We start from the raw sequence: 21185 nt of genomic DNA on the forward strand, positions 1-21185 counted from the left end.
TGGCATTTTTCTCAAAACCCGTATTGATCGTCGCCCCAGCGCCGCAGCACCCGGTAGTCGTGCTCGGGCAGTACGATCAGGCCCGCCTCGGCCGCCTCGAGCACGCGCTCCATCTGCCCGCTCAGGATCAGGTTGCCGTGCAGACCGTAGAAGTACCAGGCGAAGCGATGGCCGATGCGCTCGTCGAACTGCATCAGCTTCCCGTACAGGCTGTATACGTCCAGCTTCGCGGTGTTCTTCAGCGCCGCGATCTTGCGCGTGTGGGTCCAGCGCGGTATGAAATCCATCGCGCGGCCGGTACGCGGATCGGTGTAGTCCTCGGTGCTGAAAACCCACCGCTGACAGACGCGCTCGCCCGCCTGGCCAGCGCTTGACGCAGCCCAGTCGTCGAAGAAGCGGCGGCCGCGCCATTGTTGGTTGTCGTAGCCCGGCGTGAGCTCGCGCACACTGGCCACCCGCGATTCGCCCGTGTCGAGGTTCCGCTCGACCAACTCCCGATCGCCGTCGCGCTGCCGGCGCTCGTTATAAGTCGTCTCGGCGAGCGCCGCAAAGTGCTTCACGTCGATCACCGCCTCGAGCCGATAGCGCGGCGAGCCGAGCGTGCGTCGCTCGAAGCGAGCGACCGGCATGTCGTGCCAGCCGGACCGCAATTCATGCACATCCGGCACGCGCCAGGGCGTGCTGCGCGGAAACACCTCACGCTCGACGAATTCCTGTTCTTCCCAGATTTCGAGCTGCACGAAATTGTCCTGATCACCGCCACGGTCAAATACGAAGTAGTGCAACAGCGGCGGGACGTCGACCAACTGATAGCCGGAATCCCGGTGCGCGAGCAACACGTCCTCCACCGAGCCGCCGTGCGCGTCGAGCTGGGCGTCGATCCACGCGTGATAGTCGGCTGCGATCTCGCGGCCGTCGGCATCGATCACGCGGGCCGGCCGTTCAGAGAACTCGTCGCGTGTGACCGCGTAGCGCGCGCCGCGATAGTCGGTGCGGGTCGCAAACGTGGTCAGCAGCGCGGCGTGCTTCGACGTGACCGGGGTCGCCGCGACGACCGTCGCGAGCACGTCGGTCTGCAGTTCGTATTCTTTGCGCATTGCGCGCTCCTGTCAGAGTGAGTCGGGTTACCAGCCAATCTGCCGGGCCACGTAGTCGGGATCGACGGCGAGCCAGAGCGTATGGGGCTCGCGCTCGGCGCCGGCACGCAACAGAACCTCGACGCCCTTTTTCCCCCACTTCGTGCGGGGCGTGATGCCGACAACTTGATCGGTGCGCAAGAAGTGTGGCCCGCTGTCGTCGACGATCCGAACGGCGATCGGCTTGGTCGCGCCGATCCGGTGATGGACCTTGCCGGCCACGATCACGTAGCGAAACGGGACATCGCTGCTCGTGCCGGGGAACAACCGCTGCGCGTCGGCCAGCTGCGAGTCGGACAACTCGTCGTAGGTCTTGATGATCTCGGTCATGGTCTCGTTCTCTCGCTTCCTTGTCGGTCGGCAAGCGCTGTGGGCACAGTCGCGCGCGCGGTAAGTCTGCCAAATGCCCGCCCCTCTCGGGGCGGGCGGAGTTGTCAGTGGAGCATCGGTCCGAACAGCAGGCCCAGTTTGACGCTCCAGTACAGCAGTTGGGCGCCGGCGGCCGCGCACTTCAGCCAGAGAGTCACCGTTTCGAGTTTCATCGGGGCACACCCTTTTCCAGTTAATGTGCCCCGTATAGGTGTTCAAACTGATGATGGCCGTGACGCAGACGCGTTATTTCCCCGAAACCGAATCGCCCCTCGAATCCTGCGGCTTCTGCACACCGTGTCGCTGCGCGCTCTCGCCCTTCGCCGCCGCCTCGAACGCGGCCTGATATCTGGGCGCCAGGACATCCCAGCTATCCGGATAGTCGGCCGGTAGCGCCGACCGCAACCGGGTATGAAGCGCCTCGCCCGAAGTAGCCGCCGATACGGCGCGCGGGTCGCGCGGCAGGCCCGTGTCAACATCGGTGCTCGGTTCGCCTGATGCCCGATCGGCTCCGTCGACTTCGCGCAGCAATGCGCGGGCGGCCGCCAGCTCGCCGTAGACATGTTCCATCGCAGCAGTCCAGCCATGTGCGAAGGCCGGCTTCCCGATCTCGCCGTAGCCCACGGTTTCCGGCACGCCGGCTTTCACGGCCTCGAGCACGCTTCGCAGCTCGTTGAGCACGCCGCTATGGGTATAGAGGCCCGCGCGGCTCAGCTGAGCGTCTGCGATGGCGATCGCTTCGGTTTTGGCGTTCATTGTGATCTCCGGTATCGGGGCGTTCAGGCGGAAGCGACCTTCGCGGCGCACGCTTCGGCCAGCGCGCGAGCATCGGTCGCCCACGGGGTCGCGCCGGCCTCCTCGGCCGCGTTGCGCAGGAAGTGCGCGGCGTCCTGCCAGTCGCCGGCGGCCACGGCTTTCCAGGCCAAGCGGCAGCGCGTCACCTGGTCGTCGGGTGCGTCCAGCAGCAGGTCGTAGGCAGTTTTCATCGTCGCTCCTGGTGAAGGCGTTTCGGTCAGCGGCGCGGCGCGCGCTGCTCGAGGTGGATCACGTTCGACCGCGCAAACGTCACGCGCTCGGGAATGAAGAAGCCGCGGTATTCGTCGCCCACGTCGGCCGCGCCAACAAATTCCGTCACATACGCCCCGTAGCTCTCTTCGTCGGCGAGGCCGTCGTGCACGCGATCCAGACACACGGTCGCGCGCAGGCGCGGGCCGTCGACCGGCTGCAGCTCGACCACGTCGCCGCGCTCGATGGTGTCGCGCGGGCGATCGCGCAGCGCGTCGCAACCGCGCGTCATCGGGCCCGGCGCTGGCGCGAAATCGCTCGGATAGCGATAGCCCCAGGCGCGGCGCAGCAGCGGCCAAGCGGTGGCCGGTATCGGCGCTTCGCCCGCCTCCCAGCGCTGCACCTGACGCGGCAGCACGCCCAACAGCGCGGCGGCCTGCGCCTGGGTGCGCCGGCCACGCACGCGCAGGGCCTTGAAGGCCGCCGCGGTCGGTGCCGGCGCCGCGTCGGCGGGATGCGGGCCGAGCGGGTCGCCGGCGAAACCGGACGGCAGACCGTCGAGCGTCACGCCTCCGTCCCACTCGAGCGCGACGATCGCGCCGCACTGGGGGCACGCCATACCCTCGCCGTCGTGCGTGTCATCGGGTCGGCGCGTCTCGCCACGGTGGCCGCAGCCCGGGCAACGGTACACGTACAACACCGACATGAAGCCTCCTGAACAGAACCCGTCTTAAAGACGTATGACTCAGCATAGCACGTCTTTAAGACGTGTCAAACACTTTCGTAATCCGCTCTTCCGGGTTTTTCTACATTAAACGCAATGCCGATAATAGGAGTTATCGGCATTGACGATGCGCTACAAAGACCCGGCCGCAGCCGGGTCAGGTTCGGTCAGCGAGCGCTTTCGATCTCAAGTGCGATCGCCAAGTCGCGCGCATTGGCCGGTTTCAACGACGCGCGATTCAGGTCCAGCGTGATGTCGAAGCCCTCGCCCTGTTCATAGTCGGCGTCCACGCCCTTGCGCGCGAAGAAGTTGCGCACTTCCGTGACGGTCTCGTCGCGCAAGCGCTCGAGGCCAAACGCATCCTTCAGCTCGTTCGCCGGGATATTGAAGTGGTAAACCTGGTCGCCCGAACGGGCCACCCGTTGGATCGCGCTGTTGACAAACGCGTCGTACGCGCCCTGCAGGTAATCCTTATTCAGCGGCATTTCGCCCTCCATCTGGGATGTTTTCGGCGATTATACGGGCCGCTTCTCGCGTGTCAATCAAATTCTTAACGGACTCTTGACCGAGTCTTATAGATCGTGTCCGATCTCCCACCCTGCTTCTGTCGTCGGTTCTCGCGCTTTACTTCCCGGGCCGGCCGCTCACGCAGCGGGCTCGTCATCCGGTGGTTCGGGATCTGGCAGGAACGAGATCTGGCCTGGCGGGATGATGAAGCTCGGCAACCAGTCGTCGAGCGCCGTACACACGCGCTCGTAGGCTGCGTCAAGCCCGGAACCGTCCGGTGCGTTGGGGGCGTCCGGAAACAAGCGCCGGCCGATCTCGATCATGTCGTCATCAAGGAAGCCGTATCGCCCCTTTTGCAGCATGGTCCACAGCGCATCGTAGCGCTCGGCCTCGAGGGACATCAGACCGACCGACATCGCGTCGGCGATCCGGAACTTCATGTAGCCGATGCACCACTCAAGGAACATCTGCTGGACGGCCGTCATCGGGGGTATCACTTCGCCATCTCCTCCGCCGCGCCTGCGTATCGCAGGACGGCCATTGGGATACCGTATGCGCCGGCCCGTCAGGCGGCGCTTACTGCGCGCCCCGGGACGCGTAGGCCGTGCACACGATGCACGCGGCGAACGTAATGACCGCCGGTTGGCTCCAGCCGAGCGCGAGGCACCCGACCGTCAATGAAAAGGCCAAAATCGCCGCACCGCCGAATCCGTTCATCCCCGCTTCAATTCTGTTCTCAGGCGCAGTGTCGTGCGTCGGTGGCGCCCATCGTGCCGCCGGCGGCCGCCACGCCGCGTTACGTCGCCGATCGCAGCCAGTTTTCGACCGGCAGCCCGGCGACCCGGGTGAATTCAGCCGTGTTGTCCGTGACCAGGACCGCGTCGACGGCCAACGCATGCGCGGCGATCAGCATGTCGTTGGCGCCGATCAGCTGGCCTTGCTTCTCGAGCTCGGCCCGCAACCGCCCGTAGCACCGGTCCGCGTCGGGCTGCAGCGGCAACACGGTCAGGCTTGCGAGCAGCTGCTCGACGCGCTGCGCGAGCGCTGACGAGCCACGCTTCCAGACGCCGAACCGTAACTCGGCGGCGACGATGATCGAGGTGCACACTTGCTCCGGCGGAGTTTCTCCGATCCGGGCGGCGCATGCGCCGCGCGGGTCGCGGATCACGTTCGACAGGATATTGGTGTCGAGCAGATACAGCGTCATTCGATGTCGACCGGTTCAGCCGGAAGGTCCTCGATGTCCGGAAAGGTCTCGTCCAGCGGGGTCCATTGGGCGAACAGCTCGCGCAAGGGCGCGGCCTCTACGGGCTCAATGATCAAGCGGCGGCCTTCCCGGTGGATGGTGACCTCCGAAACCGGCAGTTCGAATTCGCGCGGGATCCGCACGGCCTGGCTTCGCCCGTTGCGAAACAGGCGCGCGTGGCGGGTGTCATGGGTGGGCATGGGGTACCTCCAATTCAAACGGTCTGGCATATGCCACAGCATATACAAGCCAACGCGAATTCGCAATGCACTCATGTCCATGTCGGCGCACCGATCGATCTTGCTGCTTGGAGTAAATCACTTGCTGTTGCGGGCCCGTTTCGGTTCAAGTGGGTGTTCGCGACTCACGCTCCGTGCAGGTTTGTCGGCGCGCAGCCCGCGAAACGACGGATGACGCAACTGTCCGGTCGGCGTCCACTCGAGAAACGCTACTTCGGCAACGAACTCCGGCTTCAGCCAGTGGAATTCGCGGTCGGCGTCGGGTTCCGGCGCGCGGACGAACGGCGAGCGCCTGCGGCCCAAGGATGCAAGGCGGTCTTCAAATACCCGTGCCTGGCGGGGCGCGAAGCGCGGCGCGACGTGCCCGACGTAACGCAGCTGTCCGCCTTCCTCGTACACGCCGAGCAGAACCGCTCGCACGCCCGCGGTGGCGCCCTTACAGCGCGAAAATCCGCCGATGACGAACTCCTGGCGTTTACTGCATTTGAGTCTGATCCAGCGGTCCGATCTTCCCGAGCGATACGGCGCGTCCACCCGCTTGCCCATGATTCCCTCTAGGCCGAGGGCACACGCCGAGGCCAGCATGGCGTCGGGGTGGGCATCGATCGCCTCAGAGAAGCGCCCCTCGTTCCCGAGAATTTCGGCCTCGAGCTTCGTTAGCGTGGCGCGGCGTTCTCGCCACGTCCACGGCCGGAGATCATTGTTGTTAAGCCACATCAGGTCGAAGACGACAAGCGAAATTCCTGCAGTTCGACGTCTATCAAACGCATTCTGCAGGCCGTTGAAGTTTGGCCGCCCCTCTGTATCGAACCAGACGGCCTCCGCATCAAGCCACGCACCGTTGACCGGCAATCGTTCAAGGGCGGACCTCAGGTGCGGTAGTCGGGCAGTCCAGTCGTGGCCGTTCCTGGTGAAGATTCGAACGTCACCGGCGTCGATACGCGCGAGCATCCGGTAGCCGTCGAATTTGATCTCATATCCCCACTCTCCTGACGTTGGGGGTTCTGCAGCAAGCACACCAAGCGACGGCTCGATGAATTCCGGCATGCGTCTATTTCTGGCTACTGGCGTCCGGGCACGGATGCCGCGCTCACTTGTCCACCGCCCCATATGCCCTCCTCGCTTTGAAGGTATGTGGGCAATCTATATGCCCGTTGCCTGGGGCGTTTGACTAGGCCAGACCGATCTTGGCTCGAGCCAAGATCGGCCGTCCAGAGAGTGAATGCACTGTTCAGGATTGGTGGCAATCGTAACCTCCCCAATCTCAGCAAGGTGCTTCCGCGGAATCTTGGCTCGAGCCAACTCGTGGGCATCTTGTGAGACTCCCTATGGAAACCCGTCTTGGCTCGAGCCAAGACCGTTTAGAACCGAGGTTCATATGTGACCATTCAACATCGGATCTGCGATCTTGGCTCGGGCCAAGCCTGTGGTATTTTCGATTTCAATCGTTGTTACTTGACCACATTCCGTAAAAATCACAAAAAAATATAACGATTTTATTGACTTATTTTGATTGAAGAATAAAACTCCGAACGTCGAAACGAACACTTTCCGATGGAGGTGAAATGGTCATCACAGTTGGGGCGGAAAAAGGCGGCGTTGGGAAGACACGCTTAGCAACGCACATAGCAGCGTTAGCTGCAACGAACGACGTTGACGTGGTTCTTCTCGATACGGACAAGCAGGGGTCCGCGATGAGCTGGTCACGAATTCGAAACGAGGAGGGCGTTACACCAGCCATTCCCGTGCTCGCTCTTCCGGCGAATCCAGCACGAGAGCTGGCAAATCTTGCCAACAAGTACACCCTCGTCGTGGTCGACATCGGTGCGCAGAACTACCGGACGATGCTCGAATGCGCACTGTTATCCGATCTCGTGTTGGTCCCGTGTGGGCCTGATCAACAAGAGGTGGAGTCGACCCTGAATGTCTTCGCGACCCTTAAAGACATGGGGCCGCGGCATGAAAGCGGGGAGATCCCTGCATACGTGGTGCTCACTCGGGTGTCGCCGGTCGAAGGATCGAAGGCGACTGCGGAATTGCGAGCATATTTGAAAAGCGAAGACATTCGACTTTTCGATTCACAGATCCCACAGAGAGAAGCTTGGCGTGCGACGGGCAAGACCGGGCGGGCCGTTCACGAGCTGAAGGGCCGTGATCGGTCGAAGAAGGCGCTAGACGAGATGGAGGCGGTCTATCGGGAAATCATCGAACGGATCAATGGTGCGGAGGTCAAGTAATGGCTACGTTTAAGAAAAAAGCCGTCGCGGTCGAACGGGTTGCAGCGGTGGAAGATGCCGCTTCGTTGGCTCCCATCGTGGGCGATCCGCGCATGGCGCCGCCTGCGGCGACTGTCTCCCAGCTTCGGGGGGGCGAGGTTGGCTCGAGCCAAGAGCCTGCTAGATATGAAATTGGGCAAACGTATGAAGTCCCAGTTGGCAAAATTAAATCGAATTCTGTTAACCCAAGGGCCATCTATACAGCTTCTTCGGTATCTGAAATGGCGGAGTCGCTCGCGGCCCGCGGGCAGGGGCAGTCCGCGAGTGCCTATCAGGATGAAGCGGGCGACCTCGTACTAATTGACGGAGAGAGGCGCCTTCGCGGGGCTCGCACAGCAGGTCTTCCTACGCTGCGGCTTGAGATCCGGCCGAAACCAGCCAGTGAGCGGGAGCTGTATGAGGAAGCCCGCGCTGCTAACGTGGAACGGAAGGATCAGAGCCCGCTCGACGACGCGATCAAATGGAAGGAATTGCTATCGCGGAAAATCTATCCGACGCAAGCGGCTCTCGCCAAAGCGTTGAAGCTCGGGGAAGATCATGTAAGCCGGACTCTGTCGCTTTCTCAATTGCCGAGCAAGATAGTTCAAGCCGCGGCTGAATATCCCGAACTTCTTTCTCTCAAAATGCTGAACGCAATTCGAGAATTCTGGGAGGTGAAAGGGGAAGATGAGACCCTCGACCTTATCTCCGAAGCGGCCAAAAGTGGAATGGGTTACCGCGATGTAGCTGCTCGCCGTAAAGCTGCTGCGAAAGGGACGGTTCGCCGGCCCAGGTCGACGCGTGAGCAACTGACCTTCCGCGGAGCGAAGGGCGAGTTTAAATCGTTTGAAGAAGATGGCCGGATCGAGTTGAAGCTGAAGGGGCTGGCGCCGGACGTCGCGGCAGAAATCAGCGAAAAGATTTTGGCTCTCTTTCCGAAGGAATAGCGCGGCTGTTAGAGCGGGAAGCGAGTTGGAATCGATAACGGGGTGTCCCCTTGATGACGCAGGAGGACGTTGCTCACGCGACCGAGCATGGTACAAGGCTATCGTTTATGCAGCGATGGAAGCTAGCGTTGCCTAGTAGCTTGGACTCGTCTCTGGAGCGATGGAGGGTGACGTTCTTCCAGCGATGCTCTATATGGGGCGGGCACGAGCGCGGGAGTGTGTACTCACCTTGCAGCGCGGCAGCCTGACGGTATTGTCTCGTTCTTCCAGCGATGCTGACAGGGCGGGGTCGTCTCTCCAGCGATGGTTGGGAGGACCACTATGTCTCGCAGTGTCGTTCATCCAGCGATGATTTGCCGTTCCGACGCGGCTCTGTTGGCGCGGAGGTATCGTGCTTACAACGATGGATAGGTGGATTAGAAAAAGATTAAAAGAAGATTAGGCGCTGTGGACAACAGCGGTAGCCGATTGATTACAAAGATGTTTTTTGCAAGGCTCGCTCGCTGGAAGAACGATAGTGGCATCGCTGGCGATACGAGTGCTGCCTCGCTGGAGGCACGATTGACCACGTTGGAAGCACGATAGGGGCATCACGCTGGAGGAACGAGGAACATCGCTGCAGTGACGAACGTGCCGTGATACCTCGCTGGAGGCACGATAGTCTCGTAGTTTTTTTGCTGAACCATCGCTGGAGAGACGAGACAAGGGTCTTGATGGCGAAATTCACGTACTTATACTTCTCGCATGGCAAATTCCATCGTCGACCAGGTGAAAGCGATCGCAGCCCGAGCTAGCAGCGCGGGTGTGGAAACGCAATCTCATCCGACACAGATTCCACTGTGGCCGGCGAACGTTCGTGGGATGCCAAACGCCCTCGCGCGCTCGGCACTGTTCAACGTGAACAAATCGAATGCGCCGCGTAGCCGAATGGAGAAGGCGCTGATCGCAAGCGTTGATGGCGTCGAAATTTCGTTTAGTGGGGAAGAGCTTAGACAGGACGACGCGGACGTCTTTCTTGAAGTGCTTCACCTGGCCCGTGATACTCAGCTGAACGAGAAGGTGGAATTCACAGGCTACAGCTTGTTGAAGTCGCTTGGCTGGGGCACGTCGGTAAAGTGTTACGACAGGCTCGTGACGACACTGGAGCGGCTGCAAGCCGGGCAAGTCAAGGTTCGCTTCACGGGCAACAAAAAGGGGTTTGTCGGGTCGTTGATTCGTAAATTTCTGTGGAAGGAAGGCACCGAAACGGGAACGGACGGCAAGACGAGGTGGGTGGCGTACGTCGAACCGGAAATCGTCGCACTATTCTCTGATGACGATTACACGCGGCTCGCGCGCGAGCAGCGTCAGCGACTGCGATATGAGTTGTCGAAATGGTTGCATACGTACTACCACACCCATGCAGTGCCTTTCGCGCATTCCGTACGTTTCCTTCATCGTCAGTGCGGTTCGCAGACGAAAGAGTTGTTCCACTTTCGCGCGAATTTGAAGAAGGCACTCGACGAGCTCGTAAAAGAAGGCTTCTTGGTCAGTTGGACCATTGATAAGTCTGACCTTGTGCACGTTGTACGAACATCGTCACGCGGTGCTATAGCGGCCTGAAATGCGAGTGGCAAAGTTCGACGGCTGCGGTCGTAGTGTGACGAGGATTGCCGGTGTTGGTGGTCTGCTGTATTTATGAAGGATTAAGATCAAGAAGTACTCTTGCCCGCAAGCCCGTTTTTTTTGCTTTTTTGCTTATCCACGGGAGCGCCAGACAAATGGGCGGTGGCCGATACGACCAAAGGTTGGTGGTAATAGTGGCATGCATGGCAAGCTTCTCTGCATCTGCGGCGTCCGTGTGTCGATTGGGTCCTAATAGTACTCGTCCGCCGTGGGTGCCTCGGATTGAGGCGCCCTTTAAGGCTTTCCACATTGGCGATCCACCGGGTATGAAGCCAACTCCGTTTAAATTGAACGACGGGTTGTCGCCTTTGCGCGCGAGGAGTTGTGTTGACGGCGCATCAAAGCCCGTCTATTTGAACGTCGAAGCCCACGGAGAAACTGGCGTCATCTACGTTGCATCTGGGTCGTGCCTGGATACGTTTGTTCCTAAGGCCGAGATTTCAAGCGGTTGCGAGGGGGCTCCGAATTGCTCGTCGATTCATTGGGAGAACTGGTGTTATGAGGACGGGAAGCCGTCGTACATAGGATTTCAGGGCAATCTCTCAAATCGTGGGAGCTACTATGTTGAATCGGCATCAGTCGATGACGCGACCGTATTCGTTCGGGGCTCCGGTCGATTCCTTATTGATCGAGGTCAAAGTGAGCGGACGTTTTTGCTGTCGTCGGTGAAGTCCCAGCGGCTGCTCGTATGTTCGAATTTCCCTCGACTGGTTATATCTGTCTCGAGCGATCCTTTCGGACGTCATCAAAGTGGACAGATGATTGCGTCCTCTGCCTGTACCGCAGTCGAAGGAAATGCCGTGTGGGTACAGCCACCTGAAGGCACACACCTTCAATACAGCGGGACATATCAGTTGCTTAAGTCCGAAAAATGACCGGACTAGCTTCGTCAAGTCGCGTTTGATTGAGCTTCCGCTCGTCGATCAACAGAACTGGCGCGCCGTGGTCGGTAGCGCGCCGAGCAACTCGGTCCTGTCGACGAGCTTGCTCGCGATCAAGTGCCTCACTTTCCCTTCGGCCTGCCACACGCCATAGACGGCCAGCAGCGCGGCGTCGAGCGCTTCCTTTCGAAACTTCTCCAGCAGGCCGGGCCAGAGGATCACGTTCACCGTGCCCGTTTCGTCCTCGAGTGTCATGAAGAGCACGCCGTTCGCTGTTCCTGGCCGCTGCCGTACCGTGACCAATCCGCATGCCCGCGCCAGCTGGCCGCTGCGCAGAGTCGCCAGTTGCTCGGCCGACTGCAGGTGGTCGCGCGCCAGGCTATCGCGCAGCAGCGCCAGCGGATGGCGGCCCAGCGTGAAGCCCATCGCGCGGTAGTCGGTAACGATCTCGGTACCCTCGGAGGGCTGCGGCAGCGCCGGCGCCGCATCGTCGCGCTCGGTGCCGCGCAGCAGGTCGCGATCGGGCGCGGCGGCGGCCGCCAGCCACAATGCATCGCGCCGGTTTCCGCCGGCGAGCGCCCGCAGCGCATTCGCGCGCGCGAGCACCTGCAGGTCGTGCCGGTCGAGCTGCGCGCGTCGCGCGAGATCCGCGACGTCGACGAATGGTCGTACCGAGCGCGCGAGCTCGATGCGGCCGGCCACCTCGGCGCGCATGCCGCGTAGTAGGGGATCTACGCCGGAACCCCAGAAAATTCCGTCGTTCCACATTGTGAACATTAATCGGCTTATTCCAGCCGAAGAATGTTGGAGCGACGTCCGGTGAGTGACATGACGGTCTCGGTCACACGGACCATCAGGACCGTTACGCGGGGCCCAGTTCGATTACATTGTGGGACAGGTCGAGACAATCTTCGCAGTCCCGGCAAACCCAGTGCAGCATCGGCCCGACCGGATCTGGATGGTCGCTGAACGTTGTCAGCGCCGCGTCGTACTGAGCATCGGACGTGCTCGAGCGCAGTATCCGCTCGAGATTAGACTCGATGCTGTCCAGGCTGCATTCACCGATGCCGGACTTGAACACCGTCACACCGCCTGACGGGTTGACCGCGAAGAAGAAAAACGCCTTCGTGTCGACCATGTGCGACAGGATTGTCCTGGCGATGAAGTTGCTCGGATTGATCAGCGCATTGAAGATGCGGTAGCCGTAAAACTCTAAGCCGAAGTGTACGACCTCGAAGTCGTCGGTGCCGCGTATCGAGTGGCCAAAGTTGAAACCGCTGCGTGTTACGTCGTTCGGAATGTCATCCACCGGCCGCAGTGCCAGGCAAGCATAGTGCGTCTGGCCCTCGGCCACGAGTCCCATCGCAAAGCAGGGCGCGCGCTCGGCCAGCAAGGCCTCGACAAAATTCCGGTTCATGCGGAGCGTTGGCAGCATCGGGCATCCTTCATCGTGAATCAAATCAACATTTGCCGACCTGGCTGTGCGGTGCGTCGACGTCGAACATCAAAGGCTATACATCGTCGAGCTCGAACAGCGCGCGATCGGCGGGCCGCGACAGATAATCGTCCATCATCGCGCGGAAATCGGCTTCATCCCACTCGCCGCGATCGACACGCCGCAGCAACGCCTCGCCGGCCAGCATGATCTTTCGCTCGCGATCCGCGCGCGTTTGCTTGACCTGCTGGCGCTGCGCCTTAGCTGCCGCTTTGCGGGCTGTTTTCAGCTCCTGCAGCTTTTCGTCTGTCGCATCGAGACGACGTTTCAGCATGTTCATTCTGGCGTCCTGTTCGAAGAAGCGGTTTGCGCGGGAAACCGGCGCGCCGGCGTGCGCCGGTTCGTTACATTCGCGCCGTACTGTCGCGCCCAGGTGCGTACCGAGGGAGCGATATCGACTAACGTCGGCGGCATGTTCGGCAACACATCCATCGTCCAGCCACCCAGCCGCTTTGGCGCAATATACGCCGGTCGCCAGCTGCCGTCGGCCAGGATATCGATCACGAACAGCGACGTGCCGACGCTCAGTCGCCAGGTGTTGACCACGGCTGGGGGTAAAGGATTACCTGGTTGTGGCATCGTATTCCACCGTAACAGGAATAAGGGATTCCAAGCCAGAACCGCCGAAAATTCGATCACTCCAATTCGAGCCCTGCAATGAGCGCGTCCAGGTCGATTTTGTTGTCGCTTTGAAAAGTGTAGTGCCCGTTCAAAAGGATATGCCGCCAGGCTGCCGGTGATATCTGCGTAAGCCGCGCCAGCGCCTTGGCGTTGCCACTGGCCTCCCATTTCGTCAGTAGATGCGACAGAATCGCCGAGTTGTAAAAAATGATGACGTTGGCGATCAGCCGGGCGCACTGGTTGCTGATCTCGATTTCGATGTCGGTGCGGCCGGTCAATTCCTTCTTGCCGCCGACCTGGGCGATGGTCGAACGAAGCTGATGGTAAGACTCGAGGCGGTTTTGGGAGCGATGCACGTTTCGCTCGAGCTGCGGGTCGCGCAGGTAACGCAACGTGTAGATGGTACGAATGAGCTTATCGAACTCAAAAATCGCGCGACGTGTCGGGTTTTCCTGCGAGTACGTACATAGTTTGCGGATCAGCGAGCCCTGCGTGATCTCTTTGAGGCCCAGCGTGGCGACGATCTGATCGATATTTGTCTTCTCACTGGTGATGAGCTGCCGATCGATTTGTCCGATCGGCTGAATCAGGCATTTCTCGTACAGCGCCGGGTCGTCGATACAATACAATTCCTGCAACTGGTCATCGAGGTTTGTGAAGCGAGGCTCGAAGCGCAACCCGAACCAATACAGGATAGCGAAGTTGGCTTTGTTGATGCTGTGCATGTCGCCGGTGATCGCAGTCGGCACTATATCCGACGTGTTGCGATACCAGATGTCGAACACGTGATGCGCCTCGTACTCGTGCGCGCCGATTAGGTAGCCGTTCAACGGGACATGATTGCACAGCAGCGTGTAGGCGACGACGCCTTTGCCTCGTCCGAAGTATTTGCGCGAGTAACGCGCCTTCACGGTCGGTCGCTCGACGCCGAATTTCTGCCCATCGACGGCGCTGTACAGCGCATCGAGATCGAACGAGTAGTACGGGAAGATCGGCAGCGCGGCGATGGCGTTGCTGATGCAGTCGTTGGCCGCATGCAGCGTCGCCTGACGCAGATACTGCTGGTAGGTGCTATCCAGAACGTGGTACGGAATGTCGCTGGTGCGCGCCATGACATGGTTGCCATGGTTCATTGCCTGAGCGATGATAACCGCCATCAGGCTATCGGCGTCCGCTACCTTCTTCGCGTAGCGCGGCTGCAATGGCGTCAGCGCCGACAGGAACTGGCACTGGCCGTTGACGAAGCGGAACACGTCGGCAACATCGCAGAATGGCAGTTGCTCGTAGAATGCCTGCTCACGCACCTTCTGGTTCTCGGTTTTCGGTTTGCGCCAAATCAGCTTCTGCGTATCCTTGTCGTATTCCAGGTGCGTAAGCTTGCCCTGTTTCAGCTCTCGGTTGAAGGCCAGCCATTGTGCATGCAACTCGGCCGCTAACGCATCGAGTTGGGCATCGATTGGCTGCTGCAGGAACGGGATCTCCATCTGCGCCAGCGCGTCGGCCTTCTCGTTCATCGAAACAAGCTCGTCGGAGAAGTGACGATGTTGCAGACTGTCGTCGAGATAGATCTCTCCCGACTGGAAGCGCTTCCGGATCTGGCGGTACAACCAGAATTCGTAGCGATCGGCGTGCAAACCGGTCGGCTGACCATCAGCGCCGAAGATCAGCAGGTACGGTCGCAGGCGCTTCGGCAGCGTGGCCGCGGGACATTCGGCGAGCGGTCGTTGTGACAGGCGCTGCTGTTTGGCGAAGGCCCCCTTGACCCAAGCCAGCGCCGCGAGCCACGGGTTGTCTGGGGAGGTGCCGACGAAGTCGAGCTCGACGTACAAGGGGCGCAGGTGACGGCGAATACGTTTGGCTAGGCCGTCCACCGCCAACCAGTGTAGTGCCAGTTGACTCAGCGGCTTGACCGTCATGCGTTGCGCCGTGTTTTGTAGCACATCTTTGGCCATGATTTTATAGGCGCGCTGACGCACCTCGCCGAACGGCGTCGGATCGGCTACGCTGTCGTCCACATAGAGCGACAACAGGCGGCCGATCTGCGGCGTTTCCCGATGGCGTTTTACTTGCTCGGCGATGAGTGACTGTTTCGCGCCCGCGCTGCTTTCTTCCTCGAGCTGCTTCATGTGGAAGGCCATCGCATCGACCAGGTTGTCGGTGAGCTGTCGGAAGCGCACCCAGGCGTAACACAGCAGGTAGAGCTGCGCCTGATCCGCCTTCAGGTTGCGCAGGTCGTGGACGGTATAGAAGTTCGCCAGGCTTGCGTAGTACAGCACGTTCTGCTGCGAGATATCCAGCCGGGGCAGCAGCGTCCTGGCGATTTCGTGCAACGGCTGCAGCGTGCCGCGCTTTTCGCGTTCGCGGACCATCTGACGCCAGCCGAAATTCTTGGCATCCTGTTTCAGCGCCGCCAGTTTCGACAGAGTATCATCGCGCACCAGAAGTTGGTCTAGCGCGGTTTGGGTCAATTCGTCCAATACGCCGGTGAGCAGGTCGCCCAGCCGCCGACGTTCGACGGACAGGGCTTCGCTGACTAGCTCTTGCAAGGTCGTGTAGCCGGGCCGGATCATCTTGTGCTCATTGAGCCACACGATGAGCTCGGCGGCGACGAATCCCGGTGTCACGTCGCGACGTACGATCTGCGCGGCCTGCTGCATGAGTTGCGGCAGGAAGGCGGCCACCCACGGTCGATAGCCGTACAGTTCAGCGATCTGTTCGCGCTGGGCGTAGTACTCGTGCCGGGTGATCGGCTTGCGTTCGAACGGCTCGCCGTGGAAATAGCGGCTCAACACGAAATCGTAATCGTCCTCAACCTCGTCCCAATCGAAGCGGAAGAAGGCGTGCTTGGACTTGAAGTAGCCAATCTGCAAGATGCAATAGACCTGCGCGGGTATGGAGGGCCGGCTACTGGCGAGCGCCAGTTCGGATTCGGTCAATGCCAGGTATTCCAGCCGCTGCGCATCGTCGAAATCAGGCAGGCCATACAGGGCTTCCTGTTCGGCGTCGGAAAAGACGCTGAGCAGCTTATTCTTGTTGATCATCGACCATCCTCTCCACGCAACGTCAGATCCTTCAATTTTGTGATATCACGACATGGGGTACGACAGAAATATTGAACTCCCGCATTCTACAGAGATAAGCTTTATTATCTCTGTGGCATTGTTTCCATATTAAACTCGATGACATGAAAACGCGCCCCACGAGCCCGTCCGCCGCCGACATCCCGACCGACTTTCCTGATGCTGATGCACTGGCAGCGCTGCGTGCCTGGTACGAGGGCGCATCCTCGCGTGAGGCGGCACACCGGTACATGCAAGATCGGCTCAGCCACAGCCAGTCAGCCCGCGGCGTCATCGGCCAGATCCGCCGGCAACTGGCACTTTATGCCCGTAACCGACAGCGGGCAGATCTGGCCACGCTGTTCGAATGCCCGGCCCAAAAGCGTATGCATCATGCGCGCGCCACCACGCAGGCTGTCGAGCTACTGCGCATCATGCCTGCGCCAGCTCCGCAGATCGGCGACGACATTGCGCACTGGCTGCCGAATCGCGCTGCCCGCACCCTGCACGCGGCCGGCATCCGGACCCTGGCCGATCTCACGGTACGGATTCCGCGTCGCCGGCAGTGGTGGACCGTCATTCCGGGTCTCGGGCCGGCCAGTGCAAGAAGGATCGAGGCCTTCTTTGCCGCGTACCCGGCGCTCACGGAGCGGGCCCGCGCACTGATCATCGCGGATCGGCAGTCAGTCGTGACGCCTTGGGAGCAACTACGGCTACCGCACGAGATCGACGGATCCGCCGGCGCCTTCCGCGCACCGGTGTCGGCCTGCATCCTCGGCGTCGACAACGATTACGACGCTATCCAGGCATGGCTCGCGTTGCACGAATCCCCGGCCACGCAGCGGGCCTACCGCAAGGAAGCCGAACGGCTGATTCTCTGGGGCATCGTTGCTCGCGGCAAGGCGCTGTCTTCGCTGACCACCCGGGATGCCACCGACTACAGGGCGTTTCTGCGCAGACCTACACCGCGAGAACGCTGGGTCGGGCCACCGCGGCCGCGCACATCAACGGACTGGCGCCCGTTTGTCGACAACCTCTCGGCCCGTTCGATTGCGCATGCGCTTGCCGTGCTCAGCGCCATGTTCCGCTGGCTGGTCGAGCAGCGCTACGTCGTGGCCAACCCATTCTCCGGCATCAAGGTACGCGGCAGCAAGCGCGCCATGGCTCTTGAAACCTCGCACGCTTTCACCGAAGGAGAATGGATGCTGACGCGCACCATCGCCAACGGGCTCGAGTGGTCGTACGGCTGGCAGGCGCCCGCTGCGCAACGGTTGCGGTTCATGCTGGATTTCGGCTACGCAACGGGACTGCGGATCAGCGAACTGGCTGACGCCACACTGCGCAGCATCGAAGTCGACGCAGCCGGTGATCACTGGCTGCACGTGGTCGGCAAGGGCGGCAAGCCAGCCCGCGTTACCCTGACACCCCTAGCGCGCACAGCGCTGGACCGATATCTGCAGGAGCGGGGGCTTCCTGTCAGCCGTGCTCACTGGAATCCGACCACGTCCCTGATTGGCAGCCTTGACGACGCCGATGCCGGCATCAAGCCCTTGCGGCTGTGGGAAGTCATGCGCCGGTTTTTTCGGCTCGTCGCGCAGATTATCAAGAACGACCATCCGGTGCTGGCTGAAAAGCTGCATCGGGCCTCTCCGCACTGGATGCGGCACACCCATGCGACCCACGCGATCGCCAGAGGGGTTGAGCTGAGCGCCGTACGAGATAACCTGCGTCACGCGTCGATTTCGACCACGTCGATTTACTTGCATACCGACGATGTAAAGCGGGCACGGCAGTTCGGGCAGGCATTTACCGACTGAGTTACTCGCTCGGCACGTCAGGCAACAAACCGATTGACGTTCACAATGTGGAATGACGGAATTTTCTGGGGTTCCGGCGTAGAACCCCTAGTAACGAAAAGCCCAGGCGCACCGGTGCCGATGTCGTCGGCCCTTCGATCACGGAATCCCATCCGCTCACGGTCACGTCGACCGGCAGCACCTCGACGCCGCGGCGTTTCGCATCCTGCAGCAGCTGCGATGGCGTATAGAACCCCATCGGCTGGCTGTTGAGCAGGGCGGTGAGAAACACGGCCGGCTCGTGCCTGCGCAGCCAGGCGCTCGCATAAACGAGCAGCGCGAAGCTGGCCGCGTGGCTTTCCGGAAAGCCGTAGTCGCCGAAGCCCTTGATCTGCGCGAAGATCGCCTCGGCGAACTCGCGGTCGTAGCCGCGCGCGAGCATGCCGCTAACGAGCCGGTCGTGATACGGCTCGAGGCCTCCCTTGCGTTTCCAAGCCGCCATCGCGCGGCGCAGCTGGTCGGCCTCGCCGGCGGAGAAGCCGGCGGCCAGCATCGCGACCTGCATGACCTGTTCCTGGAAGATCGGCACGCCGAGCGTGCGCTCGAGCGCGGTGGCGATGTCCGGCGACGGATACGTGACGGGTTCGAGGCCCTGGCGCCGGCGTAGGAACGGGTGAACCATGCCGCCTTGCACTGGGCCTGGCCGCACGATCGCCACTTCGATCACCAGGTCGTAGAAGCACTGCGGCCGCAGGCGCGGTAGCATCGACATCTGCGCGCGCGATTCGACCTGGAACACGCCCATACTATCCCCGTCGCAGAGCATGTCGTAGGTCGCCTTGTCCTCGGCAGGAATGTCCTGCAATTCAAAGGTCTCACCGCGCTTTTCGGAAATCATCGTGAAGGCCCGATCGAGCGCCGTGAGCATACCGAGCGCGAGCACGTCCACCTTCATCAGGCCGAGCGCTTCGAGATCGTCTTTATCCCACTGGATGCAGCTTCGGTTCTCCATCGCAGCATTCTCGATGGGCACCAGTCGTGTGAGCTTGCCGCGACTGAGTACGAAACCGCAGGGATGTTGCGACAGGTGCCTCGGGTAGCCGAGTAGCTGCGCGGCGAATCCGGCCCACTGCTGATTCAGCGGCGCGTCGGGATCGAGGCCGGCCTCGGCAAAGCGCTGCAGCAGATCAGCACGCGAATCGAACCAGTGATGTTGCTTCGCCACGCGATCGACGATCGCCGGATCCACACCGAGCGCCTTGCCGGCTTCCCGTAATGCGCTGCGCGGCCGATAGGTCGTAACAGCTGCTGCGAGCGCGGCGCGGTCGCGCCCGTACTTGCGATACAGATATTGGACGATCTCATCGCGGCGATTGTTGGCCACGTCCAAATCGATGTCGGGCTCCTCGTTACGTTCCCGACTGATGAAGCGCTCGAACAAGAGATTGGAGCGAGCGGGATCCACGGAAGTGATGTGAAGGCAGAAGCAAATCGCGCTGTTCGCGGCAGAGCCACGCCCCTGGCACAGAATGCCGTTGCTGCGCGCGAATTGCACAATGTCATAGACAGTCAGGAAGTAGGGCGCGTAATTTAGTTCATCGATCAATTCGAGCTCGTGCTCGATCTGCGCCTGGACGTCGACCGGAATGCCGGCGGGGTAACGTTCGCGCGCGCCGATGTAGGTCTGCTCGCGCAGATACGTCATCGGATCGTGGCCGGCCGGCACGACTTCGTCGGGATACTCGTACTTCAGGTCGTCGAGCGAGAAGGTGCAGCGCCGTGCGACGCGCACGGTTTCCTCGAGCGCGCCGGCGGGATAGAGGTTGGCGAGCCGCAGACGCGATCGCAGGTGACGCTCCGCGTTCGGCGCGAGCTCGTACCCGCACTCCGTTACCGGTCGGCCGACCCGGATCCCCGTCAGCACGTCCTGCAGCGGCTTGCGTGACCGCACGTGCATCAGCGGCCAGCTGGTGGCCACCACCGGCACGCCGTGGCGCGCGGCGACGCGCTCGACCGCGCCGCGGTGGATGTCGTCCATCGCGCGTGCGTGCAGCGTCAGCGCGACCCATGCGCGATCGCCGAACACGCGTGCGAACCATTCGACCTGCGCGTCGAGGCGCTGCTCGTTTGCCGGGAAGTCGGGCGACAGGATCGCGATGCAGTCGGGCAGGCTGCGGAGGTGGGTGTACGGCGCTTCCGGATGCTCGAGATCGAGCGGTGCCAGCCGGTACGTGCCTTTCTTGCTGCGCATGCGACCGAGCGAAATGAACTCGCAGAGGTTGCCGTAACCGTCGCGATTCATTGCCAGCGCGGTGAATGCGAGCGCGGGCGAGCCGTCGGCGGCCGTCAGCCGGAAGTGCGAGCCGATGATCAGCTGCATGTTCGCCGCCTTCGCTTCGACGTGCGCGCGCACGACGCCGGCCAGCGAGCACTCGTCGGTGATCGCGATCGCGCTGTAGCCGAGCTGCGCCGCGCGCGCGACGTATTCCTCCGCGCGCGACGCGCCGTGCAGGAACGAAAAATCTGAGGCGACCTGAAGTTCCGCGTACGCGGGCAGGGCGCCGAAACTGCCGGCGTCCATGGCGATCAGCCGAACAGGCCGTGAAGGAAAAAGCGGGATTCGCTTTCGTCACTGGCTGTCGGCCGCTCCTTGTAGATCCAGTAGCAGACGCCGTGGTCGTCCTCGGCGACGAAGTAGTCGCGCGTCACGGTCTGCCCATCCTGCCAGCCGCCTTCGATGCGCTCGCCCGGCGACACAATGCGCAGCGGTGTGCCGTAGAACGGTCGATGCTGGCGCGTGAGCAGCGGCACCGGCTTGGCAAGCAGCCAGGCCGGGCGCGGCAGATCCGCGGGCAGCGGTGCCGGCTTCGGCGCGTCGCGCATCGGCACCCATCGAGCAGCCGGCTCCGGACGGTAGTCGGCCATGGGAGCTGGGACGAGCACGTTCTCGGCGCCGAGCCGTGCCGTCAGCAGTTCGAGCAACCGTGCGTGATCCTGCGGCGTGCCGCCGGGCTCCGGGAACAGCGAGTCGCTCGGTGCGGCCGCTTGCTGCACGCGACGGGCGACGAGCCGCACGGCGATCACTGGGCCGGCGAGCTCGACATGGCCGAGCCGCTCCTTGACGAGCCGCGTTAGGTGATCCTGCCTCGATTCCACGTACAGCAAGAAGTTTGATAATTTTTAGTCTGTATGGAGAAGAGCATGGCAGAGAACGCGGTACCGAGACGGCAGTACACGAAG

At 61.5% G+C, this 21185-nt stretch carries 18 protein-coding genes and 3 pseudogenes; 4 read left to right on the forward strand and 17 right to left on the reverse strand.

Going from position 1 to position 21185, the window contains the following annotated elements:
* Nucleotides 1-11: 11 nt before the first annotated feature.
* The 10 genes from HWX08_RS33680 to ligD form a co-directional block, all read right to left on the reverse strand.
* The gene (locus tag HWX08_RS33680) at nt 12-1097 is read right to left on the reverse strand and encodes a hypothetical protein (RefSeq protein WP_077021546.1); all 1086 of its coding nucleotides are present in this window, start codon (nt 1095-1097) and stop codon (nt 12-14) included.
* Nucleotides 1098-1124: 27 nt separating this feature from the next.
* Nucleotides 1125-1466 carry a hypothetical protein gene (locus HWX08_RS33685; protein ID WP_058904008.1) on the reverse strand — a complete coding sequence of 114 codons (342 nt, stop codon included), beginning with the start codon at nt 1464-1466 and terminating at the stop codon, nt 1125-1127.
* A gap of 285 nt (nt 1467-1751) precedes the next feature.
* Nucleotides 1752-2261, reverse strand: a complete 510-nt coding sequence (locus tag HWX08_RS33690; protein ID WP_058904009.1) for a hypothetical protein — start codon at nt 2259-2261, stop codon at nt 1752-1754.
* A 23-nt stretch (nt 2262-2284) separates the two neighbouring features.
* Nucleotides 2285-2491 carry a hypothetical protein gene (locus HWX08_RS33695; RefSeq protein ID WP_058904010.1) on the reverse strand — a complete coding sequence of 69 codons (207 nt, stop codon included), beginning with the start codon at nt 2489-2491 and terminating at the stop codon, nt 2285-2287.
* Nucleotides 2492-2517: 26 nt separating this feature from the next.
* Nucleotides 2518-3216 carry a hypothetical protein gene (locus HWX08_RS33700; protein WP_077021547.1) on the reverse strand — a complete coding sequence of 233 codons (699 nt, stop codon included), beginning with the start codon at nt 3214-3216 and terminating at the stop codon, nt 2518-2520.
* Between the two features lie 185 nt (nt 3217-3401).
* Complete coding sequence (locus HWX08_RS33705) at nt 3402-3719, reverse strand: hypothetical protein (RefSeq protein WP_244099866.1); 318 nt, start codon at nt 3717-3719, stop codon at nt 3402-3404.
* 159 nt (nt 3720-3878) lie between these two features.
* Nucleotides 3879-4226, reverse strand: coding sequence for a hypothetical protein (locus HWX08_RS33710; RefSeq protein WP_058904013.1), 348 nt, complete (start codon nt 4224-4226; stop codon nt 3879-3881).
* Between the two features lie 311 nt (nt 4227-4537).
* On the reverse strand, nt 4538-4948 hold the full coding sequence (locus HWX08_RS33715; protein WP_058904014.1) for a type II toxin-antitoxin system VapC family toxin: 411 nt from the start codon (nt 4946-4948) through the stop codon (nt 4538-4540).
* Nucleotides 4945-5187, reverse strand: coding sequence for an AbrB/MazE/SpoVT family DNA-binding domain-containing protein (locus HWX08_RS33720; protein ID WP_058904127.1), 243 nt, complete (start codon nt 5185-5187; stop codon nt 4945-4947). The genes HWX08_RS33715 and HWX08_RS33720 overlap by 4 nt, the downstream gene beginning before the upstream one ends.
* Before the next feature lie 117 nt (nt 5188-5304).
* Nucleotides 5305-6273, reverse strand: a complete 969-nt coding sequence (gene ligD, locus HWX08_RS33725) for a non-homologous end-joining DNA ligase (protein WP_230205784.1) — start codon at nt 6271-6273, stop codon at nt 5305-5307.
* Nucleotides 6274-6791: 518 nt separating this feature from the next.
* Here ligD and HWX08_RS33730 point away from each other — a divergent pair.
* The 3 genes from HWX08_RS33730 to trfA all read left to right on the forward strand — a co-directional run bounded on the left by HWX08_RS33730 (nt 6792) and on the right by trfA (nt 10030).
* Entirely contained in the window at nt 6792-7463 is a 672-nt protein-coding gene (locus HWX08_RS33730) for a nucleotide-binding protein (protein WP_058904016.1), read from the forward strand.
* Nucleotides 7463-8428: a ParB/RepB/Spo0J family partition protein gene (locus tag HWX08_RS33735; RefSeq protein ID WP_058904017.1), complete on the forward strand. Its 966-nt coding sequence runs from the start codon at nt 7463-7465 to the stop codon at nt 8426-8428. The genes HWX08_RS33730 and HWX08_RS33735 overlap by 1 nt, the downstream gene beginning before the upstream one ends.
* 744 nt (nt 8429-9172) lie before the next feature.
* Complete coding sequence (gene trfA, locus HWX08_RS33740; protein ID WP_058904018.1) at nt 9173-10030, forward strand: plasmid replication initiator TrfA; 858 nt, start codon at nt 9173-9175, stop codon at nt 10028-10030.
* 986 nt (nt 10031-11016) lie between these two features.
* On the opposite strand, the pseudogene HWX08_RS33745 reads toward trfA, so the two are convergent.
* The 5 genes and pseudogenes from HWX08_RS33745 to HWX08_RS33765 form a co-directional block, all read right to left on the reverse strand.
* Nucleotides 11017-11700: pseudogene (locus HWX08_RS33745) on the reverse strand (OB-fold nucleic acid binding domain-containing protein); the annotation flags it as partial.
* Nucleotides 11701-11836: 136 nt separating this feature from the next.
* Nucleotides 11837-12409, reverse strand: coding sequence for a hypothetical protein (locus HWX08_RS33750; RefSeq protein ID WP_007180433.1), 573 nt, complete (start codon nt 12407-12409; stop codon nt 11837-11839).
* Nucleotides 12410-12485: 76 nt separating this feature from the next.
* Nucleotides 12486-12749 (reverse strand): hypothetical protein, encoded by a 264-nt coding sequence (locus tag HWX08_RS33755; RefSeq protein WP_007180432.1) that lies wholly within the window; start codon nt 12747-12749, stop codon nt 12486-12488.
* A complete protein-coding gene (locus HWX08_RS33760) occupies nt 12746-13108 on the reverse strand; it encodes a hypothetical protein (RefSeq protein WP_156903410.1) in 363 nt (120 codons plus the stop codon). The genes HWX08_RS33755 and HWX08_RS33760 overlap by 4 nt, the downstream gene beginning before the upstream one ends.
* Nucleotides 13105-16131: a Tn3 family transposase gene (locus tag HWX08_RS33765; protein ID WP_007181927.1), complete on the reverse strand. Its 3027-nt coding sequence runs from the start codon at nt 16129-16131 to the stop codon at nt 13105-13107. Before HWX08_RS33765 ends, HWX08_RS33760 begins: the two co-directional genes overlap by 4 nt.
* Nucleotides 16132-16274: 143 nt before the next feature.
* On the opposite strand from HWX08_RS33765, the gene HWX08_RS33770 reads away from it, so the two are divergent.
* Complete coding sequence (locus tag HWX08_RS33770) at nt 16275-17966, forward strand: site-specific integrase (protein ID WP_007180429.1); 1692 nt, start codon at nt 16275-16277, stop codon at nt 17964-17966.
* A gap of 76 nt (nt 17967-18042) precedes the next feature.
* Here the strand turns inward: HWX08_RS33770 and HWX08_RS33775 are convergent.
* Nucleotides 18043-20526 (reverse strand): annotated as a pseudogene (locus HWX08_RS33775) (error-prone DNA polymerase); the annotation flags it as partial.
* Nucleotides 20527-20531: 5 nt separating this feature from the next.
* A pseudogene (locus tag HWX08_RS33780) lies at nt 20532-21089 on the reverse strand (DNA polymerase Y family protein); the annotation flags it as partial.
* Nucleotides 21090-21185 lie beyond the last annotated feature (96 nt).

The sequence above is a fragment of the Burkholderia metallica genome (assembly GCF_902832845.1).
GTDB lineage: Bacteria > Pseudomonadota > Gammaproteobacteria > Burkholderiales > Burkholderiaceae > Burkholderia > Burkholderia metallica.